General features: G+C 65.5%; 20 protein-coding genes. 10 read left to right on the forward strand and 10 right to left on the reverse strand.

Annotation, left to right across the window (positions count from 1 at the left end; translation table 11 throughout):
- Nucleotides 1-336: transposase (locus J6595_RS00005; protein ID WP_209592384.1), on the forward strand; the 336-nt coding region annotated here is incomplete at its 5' end.
- Between the two features lie 183 nt (nucleotides 337-519).
- Here the strand turns inward: J6595_RS00005 and cobJ are convergent.
- The 6 genes from cobJ to J6595_RS00035 form a co-directional block, all read right to left on the reverse strand.
- The gene (gene cobJ, locus J6595_RS00010; protein WP_209592385.1) at nucleotides 520-2385 is read right to left on the reverse strand and encodes a precorrin-3B C(17)-methyltransferase; all 1866 of its coding nucleotides are present in this window, start codon (nucleotides 2383-2385) and stop codon (nucleotides 520-522) included.
- Nucleotides 2382-3155: a precorrin-2 C(20)-methyltransferase gene (gene cobI / locus J6595_RS00015; protein ID WP_209592386.1), complete on the reverse strand. Its 774-nt coding sequence runs from the start codon at nucleotides 3153-3155 to the stop codon at nucleotides 2382-2384. Before cobI ends, cobJ begins: the two co-directional genes overlap by 4 nt.
- Complete coding sequence (gene cbiE, locus J6595_RS00020; RefSeq protein WP_209592387.1) at nucleotides 3152-4456, reverse strand: precorrin-6y C5,15-methyltransferase (decarboxylating) subunit CbiE; 1305 nt, start codon at nucleotides 4454-4456, stop codon at nucleotides 3152-3154. Before cbiE ends, cobI begins: the two co-directional genes overlap by 4 nt.
- Entirely contained in the window at nucleotides 4453-5106 is a 654-nt protein-coding gene (locus tag J6595_RS22375) for a precorrin-8X methylmutase (RefSeq protein WP_245197548.1), read from the reverse strand. Before J6595_RS22375 ends, cbiE begins: the two co-directional genes overlap by 4 nt.
- Before the next feature lie 972 nt (nucleotides 5107-6078).
- The gene (locus J6595_RS00030) at nucleotides 6079-7245 is read right to left on the reverse strand and encodes a sirohydrochlorin chelatase (RefSeq protein WP_209592389.1); all 1167 of its coding nucleotides are present in this window, start codon (nucleotides 7243-7245) and stop codon (nucleotides 6079-6081) included.
- A 291-nt stretch (nucleotides 7246-7536) separates the two neighbouring features.
- Nucleotides 7537-9615, reverse strand: a complete 2079-nt coding sequence (locus tag J6595_RS00035; RefSeq protein WP_245197549.1) for a putative bifunctional diguanylate cyclase/phosphodiesterase — start codon at nucleotides 9613-9615, stop codon at nucleotides 7537-7539.
- Nucleotides 9616-9699: 84 nt separating this feature from the next.
- On the opposite strand from J6595_RS00035, the gene J6595_RS00040 reads away from it, so the two are divergent.
- Nucleotides 9700-10443 carry a TSUP family transporter gene (locus J6595_RS00040; protein ID WP_209592391.1) on the forward strand — a complete coding sequence of 248 codons (744 nt, stop codon included), beginning with the start codon at nucleotides 9700-9702 and terminating at the stop codon, nucleotides 10441-10443.
- A gap of 44 nt (nucleotides 10444-10487) precedes the next feature.
- Nucleotides 10488-11951 carry a cobyric acid synthase gene (locus J6595_RS00045; RefSeq protein WP_425342116.1) on the forward strand — a complete coding sequence of 488 codons (1464 nt, stop codon included), beginning with the start codon at nucleotides 10488-10490 and terminating at the stop codon, nucleotides 11949-11951.
- 116 nt (nucleotides 11952-12067) lie between these two features.
- Here J6595_RS00045 and rcdA read toward each other — a convergent pair whose 3' ends face one another.
- Nucleotides 12068-12601: a protease adaptor protein RcdA gene (rcdA, locus tag J6595_RS00050; protein ID WP_209592393.1), complete on the reverse strand. Its 534-nt coding sequence runs from the start codon at nucleotides 12599-12601 to the stop codon at nucleotides 12068-12070.
- Nucleotides 12602-12985: 384 nt separating this feature from the next.
- On the opposite strand from rcdA, the gene J6595_RS00055 reads away from it, so the two are divergent.
- From J6595_RS00055 to J6595_RS00065, 3 genes are all read left to right on the forward strand, one after another.
- On the forward strand, nucleotides 12986-14002 hold the full coding sequence (locus J6595_RS00055; protein ID WP_209592394.1) for an NAD(P)H-quinone oxidoreductase: 1017 nt from the start codon (nucleotides 12986-12988) through the stop codon (nucleotides 14000-14002).
- Nucleotides 14003-14122: 120 nt separating this feature from the next.
- Entirely contained in the window at nucleotides 14123-15154 is a 1032-nt protein-coding gene (locus J6595_RS00060) for a sodium:calcium antiporter (RefSeq protein ID WP_209592395.1), read from the forward strand.
- Between the two features lie 153 nt (nucleotides 15155-15307).
- Nucleotides 15308-16018, forward strand: coding sequence for a DUF1013 domain-containing protein (locus J6595_RS00065; protein WP_209592396.1), 711 nt, complete (start codon nucleotides 15308-15310; stop codon nucleotides 16016-16018).
- Between the two features lie 183 nt (nucleotides 16019-16201).
- Here the strand turns inward: J6595_RS00065 and J6595_RS00070 are convergent, their stop codons facing one another.
- The 3 genes from J6595_RS00070 to J6595_RS00080 all read right to left on the reverse strand — a co-directional run bounded on the left by J6595_RS00070 (nucleotide 16202) and on the right by J6595_RS00080 (nucleotide 17696).
- On the reverse strand, nucleotides 16202-17143 hold the full coding sequence (locus tag J6595_RS00070; protein ID WP_209592397.1) for a c-type cytochrome: 942 nt from the start codon (nucleotides 17141-17143) through the stop codon (nucleotides 16202-16204).
- Nucleotides 17144-17263: 120 nt separating this feature from the next.
- Entirely contained in the window at nucleotides 17264-17422 is a 159-nt protein-coding gene (locus tag J6595_RS00075) for a DUF3309 family protein (protein ID WP_209592398.1), read from the reverse strand.
- A gap of 100 nt (nucleotides 17423-17522) precedes the next feature.
- Nucleotides 17523-17696 carry a DUF3309 family protein gene (locus J6595_RS00080; RefSeq protein WP_209592399.1) on the reverse strand — a complete coding sequence of 58 codons (174 nt, stop codon included), beginning with the start codon at nucleotides 17694-17696 and terminating at the stop codon, nucleotides 17523-17525.
- A 186-nt stretch (nucleotides 17697-17882) separates the two neighbouring features.
- Between J6595_RS00080 and J6595_RS00085 the strand changes: the two genes are divergently transcribed.
- From J6595_RS00085 to J6595_RS00100, 4 genes are read left to right on the forward strand one after another with little or no spacing between them, the layout of a single operon-like run.
- Nucleotides 17883-18368: a MarR family winged helix-turn-helix transcriptional regulator gene (locus J6595_RS00085; RefSeq protein ID WP_209592400.1), complete on the forward strand. Its 486-nt coding sequence runs from the start codon at nucleotides 17883-17885 to the stop codon at nucleotides 18366-18368.
- The gene (locus J6595_RS00090; RefSeq protein ID WP_209592401.1) at nucleotides 18368-20443 is read left to right on the forward strand and encodes an FUSC family protein; all 2076 of its coding nucleotides are present in this window, start codon (nucleotides 18368-18370) and stop codon (nucleotides 20441-20443) included. Before J6595_RS00085 ends, J6595_RS00090 begins: the two co-directional genes overlap by 1 nt.
- Before the next feature lie 10 nt (nucleotides 20444-20453).
- Nucleotides 20454-20663 (forward strand): DUF1656 domain-containing protein, encoded by a 210-nt coding sequence (locus tag J6595_RS00095; RefSeq protein ID WP_209592402.1) that lies wholly within the window; start codon nucleotides 20454-20456, stop codon nucleotides 20661-20663.
- Entirely contained in the window at nucleotides 20660-21595 is a 936-nt protein-coding gene (locus tag J6595_RS00100) for an efflux RND transporter periplasmic adaptor subunit (RefSeq protein ID WP_209592403.1), read from the forward strand. The genes J6595_RS00095 and J6595_RS00100 overlap by 4 nt, the downstream gene beginning before the upstream one ends.
- Nucleotides 21596-21706: the final 111 nt, after the last annotated feature.

The raw sequence follows: 21706 nt of genomic DNA on the forward strand, positions 1-21706 counted from the left end.
GTCGGCAAGATCACGGCGCTGACACTGGTCGCCCATATGCCCGAACTCGGCTCGTTGACGCCGAAGAAGGCCGGTGCCCTTGCCGGCCTGGCACCGTTCAACGACGACAGCGGGCATCGCCGGGGGCGCAGGCACATCAAGGGCGGAAGGCGCCGGGTGCGCAAAGCTCTCTACATGGCCGCCCTCGGTGCCATTCGCGCAAACACCCGTTTCAAGAGCTTCTTTCAAGCCGTCGCCGAAAGATCGGGATCGAAGAAAGTCGGCATCATCGCCGTCGCCAGAAAGCTTCTCACTGTTCTCAACGCCATGCAGAGAGACAGAAAGGCGTTCGAATGAACACAGTTGCCAGAAACGTTCGACACAACAGAAGCTTAATCGAAGCACTGGATGCTCGGGTCGGGGCCCGAGCATGACGAACGCGATAAAAGCGGACGCCTGATCCCGGAGTGTCAGGAACTCGATATGCGGCGTTCGACGGAACTGTCTTGCACGCTGGCGTCCGTTCGCACGCATGGCACTCTAAGCTGAAATCCCCGTCCCATCCTTGCGGGCGTAACCGCGCGGTGTGTAGGCCCAGCGTTTGCCATCGCCAGTCGACACCACTTGGGTGTTCGACGAACCGACGATCACCACCGTCAGCATGTCGACCTCGTCGACATCGAGCGCATCCAGCCTGACGATGCGCACGCTCTCCCCGTCACGGCCGAGATTGGTCGCGAGCACCACCGGCGTCTCCGCCGGGCGGTGTTTCAAAAGTTCGTCGCGGGCATAAGCGAGCTGGGTGCGCCGCTTCTTCGAGACGGGGTTGTAGAAGGCGATGACGAAGTCGCCTTCCGCCGCCGCCCTCACCCGGCGCTGGATATCCTCCCAGGGCGTCAGAAGGTCGGACAGGGAGATGGTGCAGAAATCATGGCCGAGCGGGGCGCCTGCCCGCGCTGCTGCACCCTGCAACGCCGAAATCCCCGGCGCGTTGACGATTTCGATGCGTCTGGCGGCATCCGACAGGTCGCCCTTGTCGACAAGTTCGAAAACCAGCGTCGCCATGGCGTAGATGCCGGCATCGCCGGAACAGACCAGCGCGACGGTCCGCCCCTCGCCGGCCAGCTCCATCGCATGGCGCACCCGCGCCTCTTCCTTGCCGAGGTCGAAATCATGCCGGGCCTTGTTCGCCGCGAGCGGCCCGAGCAGATCGAGATAGAGCGAATAGCCGACGAGATCGGTGGACGCGGCGACCATGCGGCTCACCTCCGGCGAGCGCCAGGCCTCGCTGCCCGGCCCGATGCCGACCACGAAGAGCGTGCCCCGCGCGCGGCCGATCATGGCGGGATCGATTGGGTCGCGCGCTTCGCCGAGGGCGGCGGTGACGCGCTTCGATTTGCGCTTGTCGAGGAGAAGATCGCCGTCGGGTCCGACGCCGGCCAGCGCCGCACCTTCGGCGACGCCGTGGCAGCCGACTTCGGCGAACACGACCTCCGACGGATTTTTCAAACGCGGCGCTTCCGCCTCTAGCCACTCGGCGGTGAAGAACCGCGCCGGCACGCCGAAATGCCGGGCCACGTCGTGCACCGCCGCCTCGTCGGCCTTGACGTCGAGGCTGGCGACGGCGGCGAGCGCCAATGCACTGACGCCGGCCTCTTCAAGCACCGCCTCGGCGAGCGCGATCGCCTCCGCGGCGGGCGCGCCACGCTCGGCGCCGATGCCGAGGACGAGCGTCTTCGGGCGGTAGAGAAGCTCGTTCGGCCGGGGCGAGCGAGCGCTGGCCGAAACGGTGAGCCGCACGTCGTCGTCGCTGGCGGGGGAAACTTCTTCGGCAAAGGGAAGACGCGACCTCTCGAGCCAGGGGGCCGAACCTTCCAGCCGCGCTTTGGCGCCGGCGAGGAGGGCCGCCATGACCGGCTTTGCAGCGCCGGGGTTGTCCAGCGCGTAGCCAGCCGACGGCGCATCGAGGGCAATGCCGAATTTGAGATCGCCGGCCGTCGTTACCGCCGCGAAACCTTGCGTCGCCGCCGCGATCGTTCGGGCCAGATCGTTGGCGCCATGATGGCCGCCGAGCAGCGGCAGGACGGCCGAACCGTCCTCGGCGACGGCAAGGACCGGCGGCTCGGCCTGTTTGTCGGCAAGAAGCGGCGCGAGAATGCGGATCAGGGCGCCGCTCGCCATCAGCGCCACGATCGGCCGGCCGTCGAGGAAGAGCCGCCGGATCTCTTCCGCGACGCTCGATGGAGCGGTCTCGGCCGCGCCGCTGCCTGTCCCGTCATGCTGCCCGGCCCTTGCGCCAAGGCCGATCGCCTCGCCGGCGATGGTCGCGGCGATCGTTCCGGCAAGCGGGCGGGCCGCCGAGGTCAGATAAAGGACGGCGGGGGTCTGGTCTGTCGGGTCACTCACGCCGGATCGTTCCCGTCTGCGGTTGGGCTTTCCCCGGCGCCGGCGCTGGCGCGGGCATAGCGCCGGGCGATCGCCGGCTCGGCGCCGCGATAGCCGAGGATCATGGAAAAATAGGGTGCATCGCCCGTCACGTCGGCGAGCGGTGAAATGCGCTCTTCGCCGAGCGTCACACGCTCGCAGTAGACCGCGTTGTCGATCAGCCCGAGCCGGTGGATCAGCGCGCGGACGCGGTCGAAATGGCGGCCGAGCTTCATGATAACGAAGGCCTCGGCGCCGAGAAGCTTCTCGGCGAGCGCCTCGTCGCCGAGCGGGCCGGGAATGACCGTGAGAATGTCGTTGCGTGCCGCGATCGGCCGGAGCGCCCTTGCGGCAGCCGCCATGGGCGAGGCGACGCCCGGAACGATCTCAGCCTCGTGGCGCTCGGCGAGCCGCTCGAAGAGATACATGAAGGAGCCGTAGAAGAAGGGATCGCCCTCGCAAAGAACCGCGACGTCGTCCCCTGCGTCGAGCCGTGCGGCGATCGTTTCGGCGGCGGCGTCGTAGACCTCGGCGGCGGGAAAGCGCTCGACCCGCATCGGCACGACGATCGGAATTTCCTCCTGTCCGCCGGTCAGGAATTCCGCGACGATGGACCGTGCGAAGCTCGTCCCGTGATCGGGCGCCGGATAGGCGACGACGGGCGACGCCTTGAGGATGCGCAGCGCCTTCAGCGTCAACAGCTCCGGGTCGCCCGGACCGACGCCGAGGCCGTAGAGCCGGCCGGTCGTCATCCCGCCTGCCCCGGCCGGGGATTCGGCTTCGTCACATGCCAATGGATGACCGGCATGGACGGCCGGAAACCGCGAAACGGCCCGACGGGCTCGGCGCGGTCGATGGCGACACGCATCAATTCGCCGCCGAGCCGGCCATGAAGATCGAGCAGGATCGCCTCGGATTCCAGCGTCACCGCATGGGCGACCATCCGGCCGCCGGGCTTCAGCGCATCCCATGCGGCATCGAAGACGCCATCCGACAGGCCGCCGCCGATGAAGATCGCGTCCGGCTGATCGAGCCCGGCCAGCGCCTCCGGCGCCTTGCCGTCGACGATGAAGAGTTCGGGCACCCCGAGCGTCGCGGCGTTTTCGGCGATCATCGCGCAGCGTTCGGACTTCGGCTCGATGGCGATGGCGCGGACGCGCGGCGCGGCGCGCAGCCATTCGACGGCGATCGAACCGGCCCCGGCCCCGAGATCCCACAGCAGAGCCCCCGGCATCGGCTCCAGCGCGGCAATGGCGAGCGCCCGCAGCGTGCGCTTGGTCATCTTGCCGTCGTGGACGAAAGCATCGTCCGGCAGGCCGGCGACGGTCGGCCGCGGCGTCGCGGCGCGCCCGGCAACACAGGTGACGGCGACGAGGTTGAGATCGGCCTCGTCATCGCCGAGATCATATCCGGCCGCGACGGTCGCGCGGATCCGCTCCCTTTCGCCGCCGAGATGCTCCATCACGGTCAGCCGGCTCTGGCCGAAGCCACGGCTGGTCAGGAGGCGGGCGATCTCGCGGGGCGAGCCGCCGTTTTCCGACAGGATCAGCAGTTTCTCGCCGGGAAAGAGATGGCGGGAGATCTGATCGACGGGCCGGCCGTGAACGGTCAGGCAGGACGCGTTCTGGATCGGCCAGCCGAGCTTCGCCGCAGCCAGCGAAAACGCCGATGGCGCCGGCAGCACCAGCATTTCGTCCGGGGAAACATGCCGGGCAAGGCTCGCGCCGACGCCGAACCACATCGGATCCCCGGTGGCAAGGACCACCGTCGGCGTGCCGGCGCGTTCAAGCAGCCGGCCGAGGGCATCGGCGAACGGCGTCTCCCAGACGACCGTCTCAGCCCGCGTATCGCCCAAAAACGCGAGATGGCGCGCCCCTCCGAAGATCGTCGCGGCATTGTCGAGCGCGTCCATCGCCTCGCCGCTGAGCGAGGAAACGCCGCCGTCGCCGATGCCGACGATGGTCAGCCAGGGCCGCGCCGTACCGACAGCTGCACGGCCCTCGTCATTGGTGCCGGTTTTGCCGGAAAGCCAGGGCCGGACGGGATCGCTCATGTCTCGTCTGCCGAAATGGCGAGCGCGTTAACGGCTGAGGCCGCCAGCGCCGAGCCGCCGCGCCGACCGGAAATTGTCACGAAGGGAACGCCGTAGGTCGTTTCGAGCAGCGCGGCCTTCGATTCCGCCGCGCCGACGAAACCGACGGGGACGCCGATGATCAGCGCCGGGCGCGGCGCGCCCTCTTCCAGCCGTTCGAGCAGCCGGAACAGCGCCGTCGGCGCATTGCCGATGGCGACGATCGCGCCCTCCAGAAGCTCGTCGCCCCACAGATCGACCTGCGCCGCGGAGCGGGTCGTCGCGTTCTTCTCGGCGATGCGCCGGGTGCGCGGATCGGTGATGCGGCAGACGATCTTGTTCTGCTGTTTGAGGTTGGCCGAAATGATGCCGTGGGCGACCATCTCCGAATCGCACAGGATCGGCGCGCCGGCCTCGAGCGCGGCCTTGCCGGCGGCGATGGCGCCGTCGGAAACGCTGAGGTCGGCGACGATGTCGGTCATGCCGCAGGCGTGGATCATCCGCACGGCCAGCGCCTCCGCCTCGGCGGGCACCGAAGAGAGGTCGGCCTCCTCGCGGATGATGCGAAAGCTCTCCGCATAGATCGTCGCAGGGTCCTTGAGATAGCCCGCATCGTCGATGCTGTCGGCCATGGCCGCAAGGCCGCCGGCTTTCTCGGCCGCGAGATTGGCTTCCTGCAGCTGGTCGAGGCCGACGATCCAGCCTTCTTCGGCGAGCGCGGTCGAAAGGTCGTCGCCTTGAAGGTCGCGCGGCGCGGCGAGCAGCGTTCCGAAGCCGTCGGCGGCATCGAGCCTTGCAAACAGTTCGGCGAGCGTCTCGACCTGCGCCTCGTCGACGCAGGACTTCTCACCCTTCTCGATATCGACGAGGCCGGGATAGATTTCGGCCAGCGTGATCGGTGCCGAAATCGCCTCCGCAAAACCGGTCTCGAACGGCCAGACGGCGATCTTGCCGGCAAATTCCGGGTCGGTGCGCAGCTTTTCCAGCCGCGCGATGCCGGTGATGGCCTGGCTGCCGACGGAGCCGGTGAAGTTCAGCTTCCAGACCGGCTGCGCCCGGCTCGTGCGGGTCTCGGCGATGCGCTTTTCCGGCAGCGCCGTCGGGTATGGATCGGGCTTCTTGACCGACAGCCCCGGCACCTCCTGATGCATCGGGCGGCCCCAATACATCGGCGCGAAGGCCAGCCGCTCGCGATTGAGCCGACCGGTGACCTCGAAGCGGTTGGAGAAGTTGTCGTCCCGGTCCTGCAACGCCTCGGCGAAGAACGCCCACAGGGACTGCCAGCCGCCCTCTCCCGCCACGGCCGCAGCCCCGCCTTTCGGATAGCCGAAGGGAAAGTCGAAACCGGCAAAGACGGTCTTCCCGTCTGAGAGCGCGTCACGGAAGAACTGCCGCAGCCGCGCCATCGCCGCCGAGCGGGTCGACGGGTTCACGGTCTCGACCAGCTGGACGTCCCGCTCCGTCCGCTCGACCAGCGCGATCCAGATCGAATCCTTGCCGGTGGTCGGCGTGTTGGCGGCGGACCAGTCGATGATCGCGTAGCGGTCGAAAAGTGGCATCGGGTCGTCTTCTTCCTTCGGGCGCGTTCTGCTTGGCGCCTTTAACTAGCGCATCGACCGCGGGCCGAGAGGGTGGTCGGCATGCGGATAGGGATGATGATGATGGTCATGGCCATGAGAATGGCCCTTTCCATGCGAATGCCCGTGATCATGGGCATGATCATGGCCGCCACGGGAATGGGAATGATTGTGATCATGGGCGTGGCCATGATGGTCGCCATCGTGATGATGATGGTGACCGTCAGAATGACCATGATCGTGGCCGACATGATCGTGACCCGGCACCTTTGATACCCGGCATGCCCCGGTGCAGGTCGTGTCGCAGAGCGCACAATCGGCGGCCGAGCCGATGCCCTCGACGTGATGGTGATGGCTTTCCTGGGCGAGGCCCACCTCGGCCTCGAAACCCAGCACCTGCTCGCGATACTTGCAGAGCTGGCAGTTCATGACGTTGGTGCCCTCGAGGATCTCGTTCAGCCTTTCGACGAAGGTCTCGACCACCATCTCATGGGCCCCGAGATAGGGTGCCTTGAGGAACCTGATACCGGGATGCTCCGCCGCCACCGCGTCGGTCTGGTCGTAGATCCGGCGCACCAGAATGCCGGTGAAGAGGAAATACGGAAAGACGACGATCCGCTTGTAGCCGAGCCTCGCCGCGTGGCTCAGCCCCGGCCCGACCAGCGGAAAGGTGACGCCGGAATAGCAGGTCTCGCCCCAGCCGAAGCCGAGCCCTTCCCACAGCATCCGCATGACCTTGGAGACATTGGAGTTGGCGTCGGGATCCGAGGCCCCGCGCCCGACGACGACGAGCATGGTGTCGTGCAGCGGCTCGCCCTCTTGCCAGCCATCGGCGCGAAGACATTCCTTGATCCGCTCGCCGGCGGCGCGCAGCATCTTCGGATCGATGCCGAGTTCACGACCGTAGCGGATCTGGACGTCGTTCTCGGCGGCATAGGTGTTCAGCACCGAGGGAATGTCGTTCTTGGCGTGGCCGGCGGCGAACAGCATGCCCGGCAGCGCCATGATCTCGTGGGCGCCCTCGGCGCGCAGGCGATCGAGGCCGTCGCGGATGATCGGCTTGGCAAATTCCAGATAGCCATAGTCGGTCTTCCAGTCCGGCAGCCGCGATTTCAGCTTTTCGGCCAAACCGGCAAATTCCGTCACCGCGCCCTGGTCGCGGCTGCCATGGCCGCACAACATCAAAGCTTTCATGTCGATCCTCCTGTCCGTTCACGACGCCCGGAGGATCCGCCTTCCCCCGTCGAGAGGCCGGCGAATCGATCCGACAGCTCCGTCTTGGCCCCCTGCTTGGGTCGGCCGCACCGGAATCGCTTTCAGCTCCCTCGAGAGGAGCACCATCGTCTTCACAGCCATGGGGTAGATGGGATTGACGACCGGGTCAAACCCGGCCTCTGCCCACCATGCAAAGGATCGGAAAAGCCGGACTCGACCTTCGTCGCGACGGGAGGAACGGCTTTACTCGTCAGGCGGCCGAAGGCTTTGTCAGGGCGCCAAGGACCGGTCGATCGTGCGCTTCCGCCCTGCCGCCTGCTCGGCCGTCCAGGCTTGGGCCCAGGGCGCGAGCTCTTCGATCGGCATCGGTTTGGCAAAGTAGTAGCCCTGGAAGCTCTCATAGCCGAGGTTCCGAAGGATCGACACCTGGTCTGCGTCTTCCACACCCTCCGCGATACAAGTGAGCTTCAGGGATGAACAGAGCGCGAGAATCGAACTGAGGAGATTGCAGCCGGCTTCGGTATCGCAGCCCGGTATGAAGCTGCGATCGATCTTCACCCTGTCGATTGGCAGGCGAAGGAGGTAGCTAAGGCTGGAGTAGCCGGTCCCGAAATCGTCGAGCGCGATATGGGCGCCGAGGGCACGCAACATGTCGAGCGATCCGATCGCCGTGTTGAAGTCGCGGATGACGGCCGTTTCGGTCACCTCGAACACCAGTCGGCTGGCATCGACGCCCGAGCGGAGGATCGACGCGACCATGGCGAAGATCGTCGAGGGCGAGGTGATGTCGTGGGCGGAAAGGTTGAAGGAGAGCTTCATGCCGGGCGGCAGTCGCTCGACGAGATCGAGCGTCTTCGTCAGCAACATCAACGTCAGATCGTGCATCATGCCGGAGCGTTCGGCGGCGGCGATGAAGCTCGTCGGCGGGACGTCGCCGAGTGACGGACTTTTCCAGCGGGCCAACGCCTCCACGGCAACCACCTCGCCGCGCCTGTAATTGACGAGCGGCTGCAGCACGATGTGCATTTCCGCTTCGAGATCCGCAGAGCGCATGGCCGATTCGAGAGCCTGCGCCGACAGGATCTTGCTTTCATGCGCCGGTGAATAGACGGTCACATTGCCTTGGTTCGACTCTTTCGAGGTATAAAGAACGTAGTCGGCCCGGTCGAAAAGCTGGTGTGCTTCCACACAGCCACTCTCCAGCATCGCGACACCGCAGGAGCCGCTGATGGAGAGCGTCAGGTTTTCGACCTTGAACGGCTCGGCCAGCTCCGCGCAGATCTTGCCGGCATAGTCAGTGGCCGACACCTCGTCGCAATCGAGGATAAACGCGAACTCGTCGCCGCCCAGACGGGAGATGAGGAGGGTCGGGACGGATGTTTCGCGAAGGCGCTCGGCGACGGCCTCCAGAAGCCGATCGCCGACCAGATGCCCGAATGTGTCGTTGACGGGCTTGAAACGATCGAGATCGATCACGCCGACCGCGAGCGGCTTGCCGTTTTCCGCAGCCTGAGCGAAGCGATCATTGAGGGCCTCGAAGAAATATCGGCGATTGGGCAGGCCGGTCAGGGCATCGGTATGCGCCATCCGCAGGTTTTCGCGGCTGAGGCGCTCGGTCACGCCCTTTGACGTCACCAGCTGGCGGAAACCGTGAAAGTGGTTGAGCATCACCTGGATCATCACGGCCGTCACCAGGAACATGTTCAGGCCGACGGCTTTGAACACCGTGTTGCCGGTCGACAGATAGTAGGCGAGATAGGGGATCGTGACGATCAGCGTGACCGAAAGCGCCGCCTGCGGCAGCTTGGTCAGACACAGAATGCAGCCGATCACCGTGATGGCGATGAAGATCGCCACATGCGCCTGTTCGTAGTGGCCGCCATAGGCATTGAGTTTCAGCGCCCAAGCGACATAAGCGCTGGCGAGTATCACGGCGAGCAGGTAGGTCTTGCGAAGCTCGCGCAACGCATCCTGCGCATTCGACTGCCGGTGCCTTCGCGCGAGCCAGACGACGAGCCGCGCCAGCGACGCGAGCACGAGCACCGCAGGCACGAGCACCGTCATCCAGGACGGCGCGAAACCGAAATGCGTGTAGGTGACGGCTAGAGAATTCACCGCAAGCAGCGCATAGAGCAAAGGCACCTGCCTATGCAGCTCCGCGTACTGTGCAAGGACGAGTTCCGGCTCTACATTTCGCAGCGCGAACCAATCCGTCAGTTCGCTCAGTTTCATGATCCACCCCATCGCGCCTTGTATCGGCAGAGGATTGCAGCAAAATGGATTAACTTCAGGTAGCCAATGATAAGTCAGGCGAAATTCTTTCCGATCAGCCTTGCAAAAGCGTTGCATGGGTAGTGATGGCAGCACCGCTGGCGCTTTGCGGTTCCCGGCAAACGGGATAGAGGGCGGTATCCTCCCACCCCGATCGGTTTCATGACTCTCGATATCATCCTGTTTCTCGCCGCAGCGGCCTTCATCGCCGGCTATGTCGATGCCGTCGCGGGAGGCGGCGGGCTGATCACCATTCCGGCGCTGCTGCTTGCGGGCGTTCCGCCCTTGACCGCGCTCGGGACCAACAAGGTCCAGTCGATCTTCGGCTCGGCCTCGGCGACCATCGCCTATGCGGCCAAGGGCCATATGGACCTTCGCAAGCAGGCACCGGTGGCGATCCTGTCTTTTCTGGGCGCCTGTCTTGGCGCTCTGGCCGCCCGCGTGCTGCCGACCGAGATCCTCGAGACGGGGCTGCCATTCCTTCTCATCGCCGTCGCCCTGTTCTTCGCCTTCAAGCCCGGTCTGTCCGACATCGACGCCGAGCGGCGAATGTCTCCAACCGTCTTCGCCTTGGCGCTGGTGCCGCTGATCGGCGCCTATGACGGCCTGTTCGGCCCGGGGACCGGCTCGTTCTTCATGCTCGCCTTCGTGGCCCTGGCGGGCTATGGCGTTCTGAAGGCGACCGCCCACACCAAGCTGCTCAATTTCGCCTCCAATCTCGGCGGCTTCGTCGTCTTCGCGCTCGCCGGCTCGGTGATCTGGAAGATCGGCCTCGTCATGGGCGTTGCCCAGTTCGTTGGCGCGCGGCTCGGGGCGATGACGGCGATGCGCTTCGGCGCGAAATTCATCCGCCCGCTGCTTGTCGTCGTGTGCCTGGCGCTGGCTTTCAAGCTGCTCTGGCAGTAGAAAGACCCGCACGGGAGCGAAACTTGGCGAGAACGCCGGCGATCATGCTGCAGGGAACAGGCTCCGACGTCGGCAAGTCGCTGCTCGTCGCCGGGCTCTGCCGGCTGTTTGCCGATCGCGGGCTGAGAGTGCGCCCGTTCAAGCCGCAGAACATGTCGAACAATGCCGCCGTGGCTTCGATCCCCGGAACGGGCCTATTCGGCGAAATCGGCCGGGCCCAGTGGCTGCAGGCGCTCGCCTGCCGCGTCGCCCCGACGGTCGACATGAATCCGGTTCTCCTCAAGCCCCAGTCGGAGACGGGGAGCCAGATCGTCCTGTCCGGCAAGGTCGCCGGCGCGGCAAAGGGGCGGGAATACCAGGCGCTGAAGGCACGGTTTCTCGACACGGTGCTCCAGAGCTTCGAGCGGCTCTCGGCCGGAGCCGATCTCGTCATCGTCGAAGGGGCGGGCTCGCCGGCCGAAATCAACCTGCGCCGAAACGACATCGCGAATATGGGCTTTGCCACGGCGGCAAGCGTTCCGGTCGTTCTCGTCGGGGACATCGACCGAGGCGGCGTCATCGCCTCGCTCGTCGGCACCCACGCGATCCTCGACGCGCCAGACCGCGCGATGATCAAAGGTTTCCTGATCAATCGCTTTCGCGGCGACGTCTCGCTCTTCGACGACGGGATCGAGGCGATACGGCACCACACCGGCTGGCCGAGCCTCGGCGTCGTGCCCTACCTCGCCGCGGCCTCACGCTTGCCGGCCGAAGATTCCGTCGCGCTCGAACGGCCGTTCGCCGCAAACGCGACGGCGGCGAAGCTCAAGGTGGCGGTGCCGGTGATCGGCCGGATCGCCAATTTCGACGATCTCGATCCCCTGAAGGCGGAGCCGGACGTCGCCGTCAGCTTCATCCGGCCGGGCGAGCGGCTGCCGCAGGATGCCGAACTCCTCGTCCTGCCGGGCTCGAAATCGACCATCGGAGATCTCGCCGTCCTGCGGGCGAACGGCTGGGACCACGATATTTCGGCCCATGTCGCCCGCGGCGGCCATGTCGTCGGGCTTTGCGGCGGCTATCAGATGCTCGGCCGCGTGGTGCGCGATCCGGAGGGTCTCGAGGGCGAAGAGCGCGAGGCGCAGGGCCTTTGTCTTCTCGATGTGGAGACGGTCATGCGGCCGGAAAAGACGGTGCGACCGAGTTCCGCCAGAACGCCGGACGGGCTGCCTCTCGAGGGCTACGAGATCCATCTGGGCAAGACCGTCGGGCCTGATTGCGCGCGGCCCGTTGCGATCCTCGACGGCGAGCCCGACGGAGCTACATCACCGGACGGCCGGGTCTGCGGCACCTATCTTCACGGGCTCTTTGGAGCCGACGGATTCCGCCGAAAGTTTCTGGAGCGCTACGGCATCACCAGCGGCGAGACCGGTTACGGCCAGTCGGTGGAGGAAGCGCTCGACGCGATCGCCGCGCAGCTGGAAGAGGTTGTCGACGTCGAGATGCTTTTGAAGATCGCGCGAAGACGCTGAGGCCTTGCAAGGCCCTGTGCGGACAGCCGCCTCAGCCTGATCTCGCCTCGAAGGCCTCGACCCGCGATGCTGCGCTGGACGCAGGCTTAGCCTGAAGCCGCCGAATGGAGGCAGCCTCAGCCGTGAAATGCCGTCTTCAGGAGATCGATCTGCTGGCCGACGGGATTGGCCGTCTCGGCCGGTTCGTCTTCGGCCGCCGCCGTGCCGTAGATTTCACGGTCGAGCATGGCGATGCGACGCTCGAGCTTGATCGCCCGTTCGACGAGCTCGCGGAACGTCTCGGGCAGCTCGTGATACTGGGGCGAATCCTTGCCGCTGCCGAGGCCTTCGAGCCGGACCTTGACCTTTTCCGCCTCGACCTGGCTGCGTGACATGTCGCCCTGATTGGCGGCGCGCTGAAGCAGCAGCCACGAGGCGACCTGCATCAAACGCGTGGTCAGACGCATGGATTCGGCGGCATAGAGCGTCGCGCCGGCGCGCGTCAGGCTCTTGGCCTCGCTTCGTCCGTCACCGTCGAGATAGGACGCCGTCTCATCGACCATCGCCATGCCCTCGTTGAACAAGGGCTGAAACGAGCGCGAGAACGCCAGGTGCTCGGCCAGTTTGATGGTCCGATCGTCACTCTGCGAGTCTGTCGTCTGAGATGCCATGGCCTAGCGCCAACTCCTGACTGCCTGTCCGAAGAATCACAACGAACGCAACATCGTAGCTTCGTCGCCGGGCCAAGGTGCGGCGACTTGGCCGCGGAAGCAAGCCGGGATCTTCGCTTTTCCTTAACCTCGGTTAATAGCCCGAGAGCCTGACGATAGGCAAAAAAAAGAGCCGTAGTGGACGGCTCTCAGGAGTTTCAACAGGGAGGCGTCAAACGGTGCGGATAGCGCGCCGCCTATCCAGCGAACTGGACTGATCTCAGTGATACACAGGAAACCTTACCCAAGGCTTAACGCGAGGTTTCCATCGCAAGATTTTCTCTACCTTTCGCCGAGCGCCCGTTAGCGATGACGGGAATGACGCGACAGGAAAAAGGAACGATCATGACGGCCGAGAGCGAGATGCGGGTGATTGAAATTGGCGAACCGGGCGGGCCGGAGGCGCTGCGTCTTGCCACCCGGCCGGTGCCGAGCCCGAACCGAGGGGAGATCCTGATCGAGGTGGCGGCAGCAGGCGTCAACCGGCCGGACGTGATGCAGCGTCAGGGCCTTTATCCCCCTCCCCCCGGTGCGCCGGAATGGCCGGGGCTGGAAGTCGCCGGCACGGTGAAAGCGCTCGGCGAGGGTGCCACGGCATTTTCACCGGGCGACCGGGTAATGGCGCTGGTGCCGGGCGGCGGCTATGCCGATTTCGTCACGGTCGCAGAGGACAACGCCCTGATGGTTCCCCGGGCGCTCAGCCTCGTCGAGGCGGCGGGATTTCCGGAAACCTTCTTCACCGTCTGGCACAACGTCTTCCAGCGCGGCGGCCTGAAATCGGGCGAGACCTTCCTCGTCCATGGCGGGACGTCCGGCATCGGAACGACCGCGATCCAGCTGGCCCATGCATTCGGCGCGCGGGTCTTCGCGACGGCGGGAAGCGACGACAAGTGCCGGGCGGCGGAAAAACTCGGCGCCGACGCCTGCGTCAACTACCGTGACGCGGACTTCGTTTCGGCCTTGAAGGAAGCGACCGGAGGCCGCGGCATCGACCTCATCCTCGACATGATCGGCGGCGACTACACAGCCCGCAACATCGAGGTCGCTGCCGAGGACGGCCGGATCGTCCAGATCGCCGTGCAGCGAGGCGCCAAGGCCGAAGTCGATCTCTTCAAGATCATGCGCAAGCGCCTGACGATTACCGGCTCGACCCTGCGCAACCGGCCGGTCGCCCTCAAGGCGTCGATCGCCGAGGAACTTTCCACCCACGTGCTGCCTTTGATCGAGAGCGGCAAGGTCAAGCCGCTGATCGACAAGACATACCCGCTGGAAGCCGCGTCAGACGCCCATCGCCACATGGACGACGACCATATCGGCAAGATCGTCCTGACGACCGGAAGCGAGACCGGCGAGCCGACATGATCGGGTCCTGAAGGCGGCACCTCGACGAGAGGAAGGAAACCGCAACGGCGTGCCGCCTCTTCCATCGTGGCGCGGAAACGACAAAGCGCCACGACAGGGGCTGCCACGAAACGAGTTTCAATGATCGATTTTTCCAGCTTCGGGTTTACCCTGAACATCGTCCTCTTCGTCGCTGCCGCCGCGGTGATCACCTATGCCGGCGTGAAGGTTTCGCATCTGGCCGACGAACTCGCCGATCGCACCGGGCTCGGCGAGGTCGTCGCCGGTGCCCTGTTCGTCGGGGCTTCGACCTCGCTTCCCGGCGCGATTACCTCGGTTTCCACCGCCCTGCAGGGCTACCCCTCCCTTTCGATCGGCAACGCGCTTGGCGGGCTGACGGCGCAGACGCTGTTCATCGCCGTCGCCGACATCTTCTATCGCCGCGCCAATCTGGAGCACGCCGCCGCAACCCCCGTCGCGCTGGCGCAGGGACTGCTGCTCGTCGCCATGCTCTCGACGGCCCTTCTCGCCTCGACGGTCCCCGACCTGGCCGTCTTCGGCGTGCATCCGGCCTCCTATATCCTCTTGATCGGCTACGTCTTCGGCCTCTTCCTGATGCGCAACGTCCACGATAGCGGGATGTGGCAGGCGACGGTCACCGACGAGACCCGCGAAGAGATGTCCGACGCCTCCGAAAGCGACGATCAGCGCAGCGACGGAACCCTGTGGGGACTGTTTGCCCTTTTCGCCGCACTCACCGCCGCCGCCGGCTACGTCGTCGGTCAATCCAGCATCGCGCTGGTTTCGCTCACCGGCGTCTCGCAGACCCTTTTCGGCACGACCTTCACGGCGATCGCCAATTCTTTGCCCGAACTCGTCACCGCGATCGCCGCCGTGAAGATCGGCGCCGTCGGCCTTGCCGTCGGCGACATCATCGGCGGCAATGCCTTCGAGATCCTGTTTCTCAGCCTCGCCGACTTCGTCACGCCGCAATCGCTCTATCTGGACATGAAGCCGCAGGACCAGGCGACGGCGCTGTTCGCGACCCTGATGGTGGTCGTCGTCCTGCTCGGAATGATGAAGCGCGAAAAGAGCGGGATGTTCAATATCGGCTTCGAAAGCGTTTCGGTCTTCGCGCTCTACGCCCTCTCCGTCGCCGTCCTGTTCACGTGAGCGTCACCGCCTTCGATGGGCGAATGGAGTTTTACCCGCAGCTTTCCTTGCGCCGAAAGCCCGAAAGATTTATATCGAACCCCGATTTCCCGGACATCCTGCGATGATCCACGGCCTTCCCCTCCGGGGTCGGCGAACAGGAGAACTTTATCCATGGCCCAGCAATTGTTGATGCCGAAGGCGACCGCGGTCTGGCTGGTCGACAACACCTCGCTCTCTTTCGAGCAGATCGCCGACTTCTGCACCCTCCACCCGCTCGAGGTGAAGGCGATCGCCGACGGCGAATCGGCGCAAGGCATCAAGGGTCTCGATCCTGTGATCACCGGCCAGCTCTCGCGCGACGAGATCGAGCGCGGCGAAAAGGACGAGAAGCACAAGCTGAAACTTGCGCCTCCGAAGGTTCGCGTGCCCGAATCCAAGCGCAAGGCCCCGCGCTACACCCCGGTCTCCAAGCGCCAGGATCGGCCCAACGCCATTCTCTGGCTGGTGCGCAACCATCCGGAGATGAAAGACGCGCAGATTTCGCGGCTCGTCGGCACGACCAAGAACACCATCGAGCAGATCCGCGAGCGCACCCACTGGAACTCGGCCAATCTCCAGCCGATGGATCCCGTGACGCTGGGCCTTTGCTCGCAGATCGACCTCGACCTCGAAGTCGAAAAGGCGACGCGCGGCATGCCCAAGCCGGAAGAGCTCGCCGAGGAAGAGCGGCTCCTGTCCGCGGCCCAGACCCAGAACTGGGAGCCGATGTCGTCCTCCAGCGGCGGCGAAGAGCAGGAGCTCGACGAAGCCGCCGTCTTCGCCAAGCTCTCTTCGATGCGCCGGGAAGAGCCCGAAGAGGACGAGGACGACCAGCGCGGATGATCTATCCGCCAGCGCCCCGAGCGCTTGGTATCGCGAAAGACGAGGCAAAGGGCCGTGTTCCCAGGACACGGCCCTTTGCCGTTTCCGGGAAAGTTTCCCCCGATTTCTCGCGGACTTTTTTCTCAGAACTTGAACCGTTCGCGAGCGGAGCCCGGAAAAGCGCTGCCGCCGCCGCGAGCCAGCCTACTCAGCAGTATCCGCCGCATCGTCCACCGGCGGGATCGCTTTCAGATAGGCCGCGATCGCCTGCCGGTCCGCGTCGGTCAGTTTCGCCATGTTTTCCTGAACTTCGACCATCGACCCGCCGACGGAATCGAAGTCGGGCGTGAAGCCGCTCTCCAGGAAATAGGCGATGTCCTGCGCCGACCATGAGCCGATGCCGGAGGCGGAAGGCGTAATGTTCGGCACCCTGCCTTCGCCCTCCGGGCTCGGCGCACCCGCCATCCATTTCGCTGTCTCGAGACCGCCCGCGCCGCCGAAGCTGCGGGGCGTATGGCATTCGCCGCAATGGCCCGGCCCTTCGGCAAGATACTGGCCGGCATGGGCGGCTTCGGAGGCATCGTCCGGCAAGGAAACCGCAGGCGCCCCATCGCCGAGAAAGACCAGCTGCCAGAGCCCGACCGCGCGGCGGATGTTGAACGGGAAGGCAAGCTCGTTTTCGGGTGCCTCGGCCTTCACGGCCGGCAGGGTCTTCAGATACGCAAACAGATCGGCGACGTCCTGCTTCTTCATGCGGACATAGGACGTGTAGGGAAAGGCCGGATAAAGGTGGCGCCCTTCCGGGTCGACGCCGCGCTGCAGGGCATTGGCGAAGTCGGCGAGCGTCCATCGGCCGATCCCGGTTTCCGGGTCGGGCGAGATATTCGGGGCATAGAACGTGCCGAATTGCGTCTTCAGCGGATCGCCCCCCGCAAGCTTCAGCCTGTCCTCACCCTTCGCCTTCGAGGGCGCATGGCAGGAGACGCAGCCTCCCGCCCAGAACATCCGCTCCCCGCGGGCCGCATCGCCGCTGCCCTCGGCGGCGATCTGTTCCGGCGCCAGCCGGTCCGGCATGGTGAGAGCGTAGAAGGCGCCGGCAGCCAAAAGGGCCAGAACGAAAACACCGATCAGAATTTTCTTCAGCATTTCCGCTCCTTGCCCGCGCTTTGAGAAAGAGGCGCGGACAAGGTTTGCAATGCGTCGGTCAGAGCGTCAATCCGGCCAAACGTCGCCGCTCTCGCTCCAGGCCGGATCAGACGCTGCCGGTCAGATCCGCCCGAGCAGCACGAGAATCAGGACGATGACGAGGACGAGCCCAAGGATACCCGAGGGTCCGTAGCCCCAGCCTCCGGAATAGCCCCAGGTCGGCAGCGCGCCGACGAGGAGAAGAATGACGATGATGAGGAGGATCGTACCGAGGCCCATGACGGGATTCCTTGAAGAGTTGTTTGATCGCCTCACAAACCGTTGAACGCAGATTGCGTTCCCACGCCGCTCTCCCGCTTGGTTAAGAATCTTTTCCCTCTTAGACCGGCCCAAAACCGCCGATCGCGACGAAGACGGCGATCATCATGAAGACGATCGCGAGAATGATTGTCGGCCGGTAGCCCCACTGGCGCGAATAGGGCCAGGTGGGCATTGCGGCGATGAGGGCCAGAAAGACGATCACGACGACGATCGGGCCGTATCCGACGTCCATGCAGCTTCTCCTCCGTTCAGTCCATGTCCCGGCCGGTCGGGCCGCCGGGCGCCGCGCCTGCCGGCGGACGGAAACCAGCTTCGATGCATCAGACGCCACCGTCAACGATATGCGGCACGGACCGTTCGCGGCAAATTGCCCGAACTCCCATTGCATCCTATTAGATAGGATACTATCAATATACGTATGAAACGCGATGCTTCCCTTCAGTTCGAGCTGACGAGCGACCTTCTCAGGGTCGGCCGTGTGTGGCGCAAGCTCGTCCGCGCGCGCATCGACTGTCACGAGGTATCCGAGGCCTGTGCCCATCCGCTGGTGGCGGTCGGCCGCCTCGGCGACGGGGTTCGCCAGGGCGCCCTGGCCGAAGAGGTCGGCATGGAGGGCCCGTCTCTCGTCCGGCTTCTCGACCAGCTTTGCCAGAGCGGCCTCGTCGAACGGCGCGAGGACCCTGCCGATCGCCGCGCCAAGACGCTGTGGCTGACGATGCGCGGGCGCGCGGTCATGGAAAGCATCGAGACCGATCTCGTCGCCTTTCGGGCACTCGTTCTCAAGGACGTGCCTCTTGACGACATAAAAGCCACGCTCCGCGTCTTCGCCGCCTTCGACGATTTTCAGGCGAACGCTGCGAAGGACGATCAGCAACCGTCCGAGACGCCCGAAGAGACCCCCTGATGTTCGCTTTCGCCCTGCCCTCGCGGCTGGAGTGGATCTTTGCCGCGAAGACATTCGCTGCGTCCATGCTGGCCCTCTTCATCGCGCTCAGCGCCGATCTGCCACGCCCCTACTGGGCGATGGCGACGGTCTTCATCGTCGCCAATCCGCTGGCCGGCGCGACCCGCTCGAAAGCCCTCTACCGGGCGCTGGGCACGGTGATCGGGGCCTCGGCGGCGGTGTTCTTCACGCCGCTCTTCGTCGGCGAGCCCGTCGTCCTGAGCGCCGTCGTGGCGATCTGGACGGGCGGCCTGCTCTTCGTGTCCTTCCTCGATCGCACGCCGCGCTCCTACATGTTCATGCTCTCGGGCTACACCTTACCCCTGATCGCCATGCCGACGGTCGGCGATCCATCGACCGTCTTCGACGTCGCCGTCGCACGCTCGCAGGAAATCATTCTCGGCATCACCTGTACCAGCCTCATCAGCGCTCTCGTTCTGCCCCAGAGCCTTGGAAGCGTCGTCGCGGCGCGCGTCGATGGGTGGCTATCCGACGCCAGATCCTGGACCCGCGACGTTCTCGGCGGACAGGGCGAAAGCCGCTTGGCCGAGACGGTGAAGCTCGCGCCCGATGTGAAGGCGGTGGATCAGCTGATCGGCCAGCTGCGCTACGATCCGGAAATGACGGGGGTGGTGTGGGCGGCGCGCCAGCTGCGCGGCCGGCTCGTCATGCTGCCGGCGCTCCTGTCCTCTCTCGCCGACCGGCTCGCCGCCATTCGTGATGACGACGGCAAGCTGCCGCCTGAAATCGCCATTCTTTGCTGGGAGATCGATGCGTGGATCGCGAGCGAGGGACAGGTGCATCGTGACGGCAGCCGCCGCCTTGCCGCGCGCATTGCCGACGTGCAAGCCCGCAAGGAGGGCGCCGGGCCCGGCTGGGACGGCCTCCTCGGAGAGAGCGCCCTGGCGCGCCTGGCCGATCTCGTCGATCTTTGGAGCGACTGCGTCACCCTGAAGGGCGAGATCCTCGCCGGGCGAAAGGCCCGACGAGATGTACCCTTGCGGCTATCGAACGTTGCGACCGAGGTACCGCACTACGATTTCGGCATGATGGCCTTTGCCGCGATCTCGGCGATCGGCGGTCTCTTCGTCGCCTGCCTCGTCTGGATCTATACGGGCTGGGATCAGGGGGCGGGATTCGTCCTCATCGCCGGCGTCTCCGGGGCGTTCTTTGCCGCGCTGGACAACCCGCTGCCGCAGTTGAAGCAGATGGCGATCCTGACGGCGGTCGGTTGCGTGATGGCGGGCGTCTACGTCTTCGGCATTCTGCCGCTGGTCACGACCTTCGTCGGCCTCGTCGTCGTCTTCGCTCCGGTGTTCCTGCTTCTTCCGATCCTGATCGGGCGGCCGAAGACGATGTTCATCGGCATCCTCCTCGCCATCAACAGCGCGACACTGATCTCACTGCACGATGTCTACACGGCGAACTTCACCCAGTTCGTGAACGGGGCGATCGCGTCCGTGCTGGGCGCGGTGTTCACCCTGGTCTGGACGATCCTCACCCGGCCCTTCGGCTCGGCGCTGGCCGCGCGCCGGCTCCAGAGCCAGGGCTGGCGGGAAATCGCCGATCTCGCCGCCGGCCGGCGTGCGGATGCGGCCCCGGCCTTTGCGGGCCGGTTCTTCGACCGGCTCGGCCAGCTGGTGCCACGGCTGGGTGCGCAGGCGGGCGAGAAGGCTGCCGAAGCCTTCGCGGAAATGCGCGTCGGCCTCAACATTCTCGATCTGACATCTGCGAGAAAAGATCTGGAGCCGCGGCAAAGAGCAGCGATCGAGGCCGTGCTCTCACAGGTCGCGGCCTTCTATCGGCAAAGGGCATCGGGGGTGGCGCCGGCCGAACCGCCCGAGATGCTGCGCGACACCATCGACGCTGCGCTTCGAAGCCTTTGCGAGCATACGCAAAGCGCCGGCGCCCGACGGCCGACTCCGGCGCTTGTCGGCCTTCGCCGCGCCCTCTTCGCCGCTGCCCCGCCGCCAGGCCCGGACCGTCCCGAGGGCATCGCAGAAACCTTCGACGGCTATGCCGTCGCGGCCGAATAGGAGTTTTGCGATGACCGGTGATCTGTCGCTCTTCGGGGTCTTCGTCCCGAAGCTGCTCGTCCTCGCGCTGGCGTCCTACGTCGCGCTGGTCCTTCTCAAGCGGGTTCTTGCCCGCCTCGGCGTCTATCGCCTCGTCTGGCACCCGGCGCTGTTCGACCTTTCGATCTTCATCCTCCTCGTCGCCGCGGCGGCGAACGCTGCCCAATGGTATGTCTCATGACCGCCCGTCTTTCCCGCATTCTAAAAACCGCCTTCACCCTGACCCTCTTTGCCATCGCGCTCGCCGCCGGCTGGAATCTCTGGCAGGGCTACATGAACACGCCCTGGACCCGCGACGGCCATGTGCGCGCCGACGTCGTCTCCATCGCGCCGGACGTCTCGGGGCCGGTCGAGGCCGTGCTCGTTTCGGACAATCAGACCGTCAGGAAGGGCGATGTCCTCCTGCGCATCGATCCCGAGCGCTTCAAGATCGCCCTCGATCTTGCCGACGCCTCGCTCGCGGACAAGGCGGCAGCGCTGAAGCAGGCGCAGCGCGACGCCGAGCGCTATCACCGCCTGAAGAACGGCCCGGCGGTTTCCGCCCAGACCATCGAGCAGGCTGATCTCGCCGTCACCCAGGCGAGCGCGGCCTATGACGAGGCGAAATCCAACCGCGATCTGGCGGCCCTCAATCTTCAGCGCACGACCATCCATGCGCCCGCCAACGGCGTCATCACCAATCTTGCGCTCAATCCCGGCGACTACATCTCCTCCGGCGCCGGAATCATGGCGCTGGTCGACACAGACACGCTGCGCGTCGAGGGTTATTTCGAGGAGAATCAGCTGCCGAAGATCGCCATCGGCGATCCTGTCACGGTCGAACTGATGGGCCGCGCAAGCAAATTGCGCGGTCATGTGGAGAGCATCGCCGCCGGCATCGAGGATCGCGAGCGTACCGACGGCTCGAATCTCCTCGCTGACGTGACGCCCACATTCTCCTGGGTCCGCCTCGCCCAAAGGGTTCCCGTGCGCATCGCGCTCGACGACGTGCCGGCGCAAAGCCGGCTCGTCGCAGGGCTGACGGCGACCGTCACGGTGCACCCGGACGAGGGAGCGGACGCAGGTTCGGGAGAAGCGGCGGCCAGTCCGGCGCGGGTCAAGACAGAGCCCTGATCGTCGATCGCCCGTCAGCCTGGCGCCTCCGCCGGTCGGGCGTCACGGTTGCGTCACGACTGGCGGCCAGAATTGACAAGCGCCCGTGAACGCGCCACCTCGAAGCCAGTG

The organism is Jiella mangrovi, from assembly GCF_017815135.1.
Lineage (GTDB): Bacteria > Pseudomonadota > Alphaproteobacteria > Rhizobiales > Rhizobiaceae > Jiella > Jiella mangrovi.